Origin of the sequence: Lentzea alba (assembly GCF_047445655.1) — a bacterium.
GTDB classification, from domain to species: Bacteria; Actinomycetota; Actinomycetes; order Mycobacteriales; family Pseudonocardiaceae; genus Lentzea; species Lentzea alba_A.
In genome coordinates, this window is record NZ_JAJAEG010000038.1 from 77,769 (window position 1) to 85,245 (window position 7,477).

The 7,477-nt window shown below is 69.0% G+C and carries 7 protein-coding genes; 4 read left to right on the forward strand and 3 right to left on the reverse strand.

Annotated features, from left to right (window positions below; genetic code table 11):
- Positions 1–30: 30 nt before the first annotated feature.
- The gene (locus LFM09_RS42605) at positions 31–2,211 is read left to right on the forward strand and encodes a P-loop NTPase fold protein (RefSeq protein WP_414102311.1); all 2,181 of its coding nucleotides are present in this window, start codon (positions 31–33) and stop codon (positions 2,209–2,211) included.
- Here LFM09_RS42605 and LFM09_RS42610 read toward each other — a convergent pair.
- Genes LFM09_RS42610 through LFM09_RS42620 form a run of 3 tightly spaced genes read right to left on the reverse strand, consistent with a single transcriptional unit; the run spans position 2,208 to position 4,631 of the window.
- Entirely contained in the window at positions 2,208–3,029 is an 822-nt protein-coding gene (locus tag LFM09_RS42610; protein ID WP_414102312.1) for an SMP-30/gluconolactonase/LRE family protein, read from the reverse strand. The two genes, LFM09_RS42605 and LFM09_RS42610, sit on opposite strands and share 4 nt — an antisense overlap.
- 25 nt (positions 3,030–3,054) lie before the next feature.
- Positions 3,055–3,834: an MBL fold metallo-hydrolase gene (locus tag LFM09_RS42615; protein WP_414102313.1), complete on the reverse strand. Its 780-nt coding sequence runs from the start codon at positions 3,832–3,834 to the stop codon at positions 3,055–3,057.
- Positions 3,831–4,631 carry an alpha/beta hydrolase gene (locus LFM09_RS42620; RefSeq protein WP_414102314.1) on the reverse strand — a complete coding sequence of 267 codons (801 nt, stop codon included), beginning with the start codon at positions 4,629–4,631 and terminating at the stop codon, positions 3,831–3,833. The genes LFM09_RS42615 and LFM09_RS42620 overlap by 4 nt, the downstream gene beginning before the upstream one ends.
- A gap of 114 nt (positions 4,632–4,745) precedes the next feature.
- Here LFM09_RS42620 and LFM09_RS42625 point away from each other — a divergent pair, with 114 nt between their 5' ends.
- The 3 genes from LFM09_RS42625 to LFM09_RS42635 all read left to right on the forward strand — a co-directional run bounded on the left by LFM09_RS42625 (position 4,746) and on the right by LFM09_RS42635 (position 7,428).
- A complete protein-coding gene (locus LFM09_RS42625; RefSeq protein ID WP_414102315.1) occupies positions 4,746–5,690 on the forward strand; it encodes a helix-turn-helix domain-containing protein in 945 nt (314 codons plus the stop codon).
- A gap of 50 nt (positions 5,691–5,740) precedes the next feature.
- Positions 5,741–6,379 (forward strand): dioxygenase, encoded by a 639-nt coding sequence (locus tag LFM09_RS42630; RefSeq protein WP_414102316.1) that lies wholly within the window; start codon positions 5,741–5,743, stop codon positions 6,377–6,379.
- Between the two features lie 74 nt (positions 6,380–6,453).
- Positions 6,454–7,428: a hypothetical protein gene (locus LFM09_RS42635; RefSeq protein ID WP_414102317.1), complete on the forward strand. Its 975-nt coding sequence runs from the start codon at positions 6,454–6,456 to the stop codon at positions 7,426–7,428.
- Positions 7,429–7,477: the final 49 nt, after the last annotated feature.

The following is a 7,477-nucleotide window of genomic DNA, read 5'->3' on the forward strand; positions in this document are numbered from 1 at the left end:
CCCGGAAACGAAACTCGGTACTTTCCAGGCGTGAGCTCAGCCGAGAGTCGCGAGGCCGTCCTGGAACGCGAGATCGAGTTCGGTACGCCGATCCTCGATCTGCGGCGTCGCGTCCGCTGGGACGGGAAGCTCGAGGTCGTGACCGACATCAACGACTCGGTCGTGGTCAACGTCGACACCGGCGAGCGGGAGCCCCCTCCTCGCTTTGACTCCGCCCAGTACATCAGCGTGTACGGAACCGCTGTGCCGGTCCCAGACGGCTTCGCCGTGATCGACGGCTCCGACATCCAGGTGCGGCGTCGCGGCTCCAAGCGGGTTGTCCACTGGCGCGGTCATTCCACACCGATCAAGGTGCTGATGGCGACTCCGGGTCCGCTGATCGTGTCCGCGAGCCGTGGCGGCGGTGTCCGGTTCTGGGACGCGGAGAGCGGGGAACAGGTCCGCATCGCGCTGGTGGACGACGAGACGACGCAGCTGGCGTGGTACACCGGCGGTGACGGCAGAGTGCGGGTCGTGTCCGGTGGCGACAACGGTGTGGTCCGCATCTGGGATCCACAACTTCCCGCTCCCACACCTCGGCAGCTCACCGAGCAGGTGCGGATCCGCGGTTTCAGCGACCGCGTGGCCGACGTGGACCTGCTGAACCGGCAGGCGTTCATCGACACGCTCGCGGAGGCGCTCAAACCGGACCCCGAAGACGAGGGCCCGACCGTGATCGCGGTGGAAGGCCCGTGGGGCTCCGGCAAGAGTTCGCTCATGGAGCTGGTCAAGGCCCAGCTGCCGACGCCGAAACGGGCCGGCCCGTCCACCGAGCCGCTCACGGTCGCGCAAGCGGACCGGTTGCTGCGCCGCGACCAGCCGGAGAAGGAGTCCACAAAGGATCCGGAACCGAGGCACGCGGTGGTGGCCGGGTTCAACCCGTGGCGGCACCAGTCGAGCGAACAGGTCTGGGCCGGCCTGGCCAGGGCCATCACGGACACGGCCATGCAGGCGATGTTCGGCAAGGACCGCGCCGCTCGCGAACGCTACTGGTTCACTCGCAACGTCGAACGCATCGACCGCAGACACGTCCTGCGTGACCTGCGCAAACGCATCCTGTCGCCGTTCCTGGCACTCGGCGTGCTCGGATTCGGGGTGTCGCTTCTGGCCGCGGTCTCCAAGCTCACCACGTCGTGGTGGCTCGTCTCCATCCCCGCCGTGCCGTTGGTGGGTGGCATCGTGCAGACCGTGTGGCGGTACTTCGCCACTCCCGCCTCCCGCTACCTGCCCGGCGAGCTCTTCGCCGGGCCGGCGCTGAGCGAGCCGACCGACCCGGCCGTCCGCGATCCCTACTACCGGGCTCGCAGCGGCTACCTGTACCTGGTGCAGCACGACGTCGCCGAGTTGTTGAGGGACCTCGCCCACCACGGCGAGCAGCTCGTCGTGATGATCGACGACCTCGACCGCTGCACGCCCCGCACCACCGCCGAAGTCTTCGAGGCGATCAACGTGTTCCTGTCGGACACGTTCCCGCGCACCAGGTTCGTGCTCGGCCTCGACCCGATCGTCGTCGCCGCACACGTCGACCACGCCTATCGGGAGCTGGCCGACGCCAAGGTCGTCACGCACCCGGACGACCCGAGTCCTGGTTGGACGTTCCTGCGCAAGCTCGTCCAGCTGCCGGTCCGCGTACCGCGCACGACCGCGGACAACGTCGACCTCATCCTGGAGACCCAGCTGGGGCCGGTGCACCGCGACGAGACACCCGCCGACGAACCGGAACCGAGCCCGGTCACTGCCGCACCGGACCAGCAGCTGCCGCCACCGATCACGATCGTCGAGGACATCGTCATCCGCATCGAGCGGCATCCGGAGGTCCGCGAACGCCTGCGGGAACGACTCGCCGCGCAGCCGGAGCACACCGTCCGCGAGGAGAAGCGCCTGATCAACGTCTGGCAGTTCTACCTGCGCGTGCTCGCGTCGGCCGACATCGAGCAGGCCTGCGACCTCGTGATCATCGCGGAGATCGTGACCCGCTGGCCTGCCTACCAGCACCTGCTGCGCGGCAACTGGAACACGCTCGCCAACGCCGCCGCGGACGACGTGACGTGGGGCGCGGCCATCGCCAAGATCGGGTTCAAGTACTCGGACCGCCAGGCCGCCGACAACCTGCGAGCGCTGCTCGGCGACCGTGCGCAAGCGGTTGCGGGGCTGGCGAACCGGCTGTTCTAGAGGCGGACCTTCAGCACGGTGCCAGAGGCCTGGGTGACGAACATCGTGCGCGTCCCCGGCAGGAACCGGGCCGCGGTCGGGTTCTCGAGGCCCGACATCAGCACGCAGTGGGCGCCGGTCCACGGGTCGACCTTGATGATCTCGCCGCTGGTGTAGGTGGTGACGTAGAGCTTGCCGTCGGGGCCGACGGCGAGGTCGTCGAGGCCCTTGTCGGGGGCGCCGAGCTCGATGCGCGTCTGGCGGTTGCCGGTGATGCGGACGATGGTGGACTTCGGGTCGATCAGGATGTTCGTGAAGACGGTGTTGCCGATGGTGACGATGCCGTTGGGGTAGGCCAGGTCGATGTGGCGGACCAGGGCGCCGCGGCGGTCGAACTCGTACAGACCGGTGAACGGGTCGGAGACGTAGAGGTGGCCGCGGGCGTCGAACTCGGCGCCGTTGGCGGAGCTCAGGGTGTCGCCGCCGATCCACACCTCGGGCTTCGGGGTCAGGCGGACGACGCCGGACGGCTGGGGGCGGGTTTCGGGGTTGTCGTTGCCGAAGTTGACGTGCAGGACGCCGTCCGGGCCCTTGCGGATGGCGCCGGGTGCGCGGAGGTCGTGCGTCTGCAGAAGCTTGCCGTTGAGGCTGTACTGCTCGATGCGGTTGCCGGTCAGGTTCGAGAGCCAGATGGTGCCGCGGTCGAACTCCAGGTTCTCGTACCAGGTCGGAGCGGTGTGGAACGTGGAGACGGCCGGCTGAGGGCAGCGGATCGGTGAGGCCTGAGCTGGGACCGCGGTGGCGGACAGGACTAGGCACAGCAACGCGAAGATCCTCATGGAGCGACGCTAGCGAGACGGCTGCTCACTCGGCGACATCTGTTCCGATGCCCAGCGGCAACCAGCGAACGCGAACGTCGGGCGCGGCGGCGAAGGCCTGCTCGGCGGCGGCGCGGCCCTGGCGGAAGTGTTGCCAGCCCTCGTAGTGCACGGGGATGACGGTGCGCGGTCGCACCAGCCGGCACAGCTCGACGGCGTCGGTGGCGGTCATCGTGTAGCGCAGCGGGCCGGTCACCGGGAAGCGGACGCCACCGAGGTGCAGCAGGGCCAGGTCGACCTCGACGAGGCCCGCGACCTGCCGGACGCCGTCGTAGAGCACGGTGTCGCCGGAGATCCACAGCGCGCCGTGGTCCTGGCTTTCCCAGCGCAGCGCGAAGCCGATGACGTCACCCGTGATGGGGTGGGACAGAGGCGGACCGTGCCGGCACGGCGTCGCGGTGATCTCGATCGCCGGCCTGCCAGGTTCGTTCAACACAGTGCCGGCCCACGGGGTGAGGCCGCGTCCAGCCCCCAGCCGCCGAGCACCGGAGGTCGTGGTGACGACCGTGCCGACGGTGGCGAGCAGGGCTCGTCCGGCGTCGTCCAGGTTGTCGGCGTGGTGGTCGTGGGTGAGCAGCACTGCGTCGATCGGCGCCAGGTCGGCGGCGGCGATCGCGGGGCCGGTCAGTTTTCGCGACGACGTGCCCCAGCCGAAGGTGTACCTCCGGCCGGGGGCGTCGAACGTCGGGTCGGTGAGCAGACGCCACCCGTGGACCTCGATCAGCACCGTGGGTCCACCGATGTGCGTGATGCGGACGTCTTTCAAGCGCCGGGCCAACCCGCTTGTTCCACTGCCCAGGCCAGGACGTCGTCGGCGACCTGTTCCCAGCCCTCCTGTGCGGGCAGCAGGTGGGCCATGCCTTCGTACTCCCTGATCTCGGTGACGGTGTTCGACTTGTAGTGCTTGGCGTTCGACCGCTGCACCGACGGCGGCATGATGTGGTCCTCGCTGCCGGACACGAACAGCAGCGGGGCGCGCTTGTCGTTGTGGTAGTCCACGTGGATGTCCTGCGGGCCGGGGATGAAGTTGGCCAGCACGCCGCCCCACAGGATCCGCCCGGACGCCGGGACGTGGTAGCGCTGGTAGAGCTCCAGCGACTCCTCCTCGGTGAACGTGTTGGTGAACGCGTAGCGCCACTGCTCCGGCGTCAGGCCCACGGCCTTGTGCCGGTTGGCCGGGTTCTTCAGCACCGGCAGCGTCGACCTGATCTGGGACAACGGGGTGACGAGCACGCCTTCGGTCGGTGCGGAGTTGAGCGCCACGCCCGCCGCGCCCAGGCCGTGGTCCAGCAGGACCTGGGTGAACGCGCCGCCTGCGGAGTGCCCGATGATGATCGGCGGTTCGTCGAGCTCTCGGATGACGGACTCGAGGTGCTCGATGATCGCGGGCGCGGTGACGTCCTCGATCGGCGACGGGTCGGCGTTGAGCGCCTCGACCTCCACCTCGAAGCCGGGGTAGGCGGGGGCGACGACGTGGTAGCCGGCGCGCTGGTAGCGGTCGACCCAGTGCTCCCAGCTGCGTGGCGTCACCCAGAAACCGTGGACCAGGACGATCGTCTTCATGCTGCGGCCTCTCCGAAGTCGGGAGATCCGAGCCTAAGATCGAGCCAGCGCGCCGAATCGGTCCACAGTGCCGTGCCGTCGGCTCACGCCGCCAGGGTGACAGGGGGACGTGGCATGGCCGTTTTGCTCGACACCGCAACACTTCCGCCGCGCGACCGGCGTGACGCGCTGATCACCACGATGCGCGAGGCCGCTGGGGTGTCGCGGGTCGAGGTGGAGGACGAGCCGGTGCGGGCCAGGGTGGATCTCTGGTCGTTCGGCGCCGCGTCGATCCTGCGCGCCGAGTCGACCGGGTTCGCCAACGTCCGCACCGCGAAGGCCGCCCGCTCGGTGTCGGGCGAGCACATCGCGATCGGTGTGCACGAGAGCGGCGTCGCCCGCTACCAGGTGGGAACGACGCTTCGGATGGTGCCCGCCGGGGAGATCCTGGTGGTGGACGTCAGCCGGCCATTCACCTTCGGGTGGCGTGGTTTCGGTGCGGCGCAGTCGCTCAACACGTGGACCGAGGACCTGGCACTGCCGGCCGATCTCGTGCGGCGCGCCGGACCGCGGCTGAGATCGAGCCCGCTGTACGGGCTGTTCAGCCGTCACGTCCTGGACATCACCCGGAACGCGGACCAGCTCAGCGGCAGCCCGGCGGCCGGCATGCTGGGTGCCGCGAGCATCGAGCTCGCGCGGGCTCTCATCGCCACCGCCGTCGAGAACGTGGCCGGCACGCGTGACATCGTCGAACAGACCCTGATCGTCCAGGTTCGCGCCTACGTGCGGCAGCACCTGCGCGATCCCGACCTCGGTCCCGGCACCATCGCCGCCGCGCTCGCCATCTCGCCGCGTCACCTCCACCGCGTCTGCGCCAACGCCGATCTGCGGCTGGAACAGTGGATCATCGCCCGCAGGCTCGACCACGCGAAGGCCGAGCTGGCCCGTCCCAGCTCCCGGCACCTCTCCATCGGCAGGGTCGCCCGGCGCTGGGGCTTCAAGGACCCGACCCACTTCACCCGCCGGTTCCGGGCCGCGTTCGGCGTGCTCCCGAGCGAGTGGCGCCGCGACGCTGTCTAGTCCCTGTCGAGACGGTTGTTTCAATTCGAACGACTGCTACGTTTGGGCCCATGCCGAACTCCCGACGTGCCTTTTTCAAGACCGGCGCGGTGGCCATCGCGGGAGGTGCGGCTGTGTCGGCCGTGCCCGTCGCGAAGGCCGGTCCGTTGCAGGTCACGCCCGCTTGTGCCGGGCATGAGACCCCGCCCGCGTTCGACGGGCCGTTGTTCAAACCGAACTCGCCCGAGCGCACGAACCTGCTCACGCCGAGCGTTCGCGGCGTGCGGTTGGACCTGCGGGGTGTGGTTTACAGCCCGCAATGTCAGACGGTTGGCGGTGCGTTGCTCGACTTCTGGCAGTGCGACCAGAACGGCGACTACGACACCGTTGGCTTCGGGCTGCGCGGGCACCAGCGCTCGAACAGCAAGGGCGAGTACCACCTCAACACGATCATTCCGCGTGACTACTTCGGGCAGTGGGGGTGGCGGGCGCCGCACATCCACGTCCAGATCCAGGCTCCGGGTGGGCCGCCGCTGGTGACGCAGCTGTACTTCCCGGACGACACGCAGGCGTACGGGCGGGACTTCGCCGCTTTGAACGCCGGCGACGAGTTCATCAACCGGGTCTGCACGATCCAGGTCGCACGGACTGGTTCCGGGTACCGCGGCACGTTCGACTTCGTCATCAAGACGACGGTGGGTGCGCCGTGAAGCTCGCTCTTGTACTCAGCCTGGTACTGATCGCTCCGACCCCCACCGTTGCATGGAAGGAGACTCCTGTCCCGGTGGCGAAGGGGGACATCAACGCCGTGGCTGCCTTTGGGACAGATGCCTGGGCGACGGGCTATGAGCTCACGTCGTTGCGCACGTTGGAGTCCGTGGTGCTGCGCTGGGACGGAAAGGCCTGGCAGCGCACGTCTGCGTTGCCGGCGCAGGCGCTGCCCAAGGCAATCGCGGTGAGCAGCCCGTCGGACATCTGGCTGGTCGGCCGGACCGAGGATCTGAAAGCCGAGGCGTTGGAGACCGTGCACTGGAACGGCACCGCGTGGACCAGTCATTCGCTGGCGGTCAACCCGGCCAGCGGACCGCCGGACGTGATGGGCGGGGTGATGCCCGAGGCCGTCGCGGCGCACTCCGGCAGGGCGTGGGCGGCGGGACGGGCTTGGCGCAACACCATCAGCACCGGTGTTCCGGCTGTTCAGTCGTGGGACGGGACGAAGTGGAACCACGAGGTGCTGCCGGAGGTCGGGCCGGGCGAGCTGGTGAGCGTCTCCGCGCGGTCGGCCACCGACGTGTGGGCTGCTGGAGTGGCGTACTCGAACCCGCAGACTCCCCTGCTGTTCCACTTCGACGGGACTGGCTGGAGCCGGGTCTCGTTGCCAGGGCAGGGTGCGTGGCTGAGCGGCGTGACTTCCTTTGGTGCCAACGACGTCTGGGTGGTCGGCGGCAAGTCTGGTGAGCGCGGTGATCTTCCTCACGCGGCGCACTGGAACGGTTCCAAGTGGACGGTCTCGCGCACGCCGCGGATCGCGGACGGCCGGTTGAAGTCCGTGGTGCGGACTGCCGATGGCCGGGTCTGGGCAGTTGGCGGCAAGGGCGATGTTTCCGTTGCGCTGCAGTGGAACGCTCCGTTGCGCACGTGGGTCCGGATGCAGGCGCCCGATGTGGTGGTTCGCGGTGCCGCCGCGGCCGGCAACACGCTGTGGACCGGCGGGATCTCGAAGCATCGTGACCTGACGCCGGCAATCGCTCGCCGGTAGAACGTGAAAAAGCCCTGCGGGGAGCGCTTTTGGCGCTCAACCCGCAGGG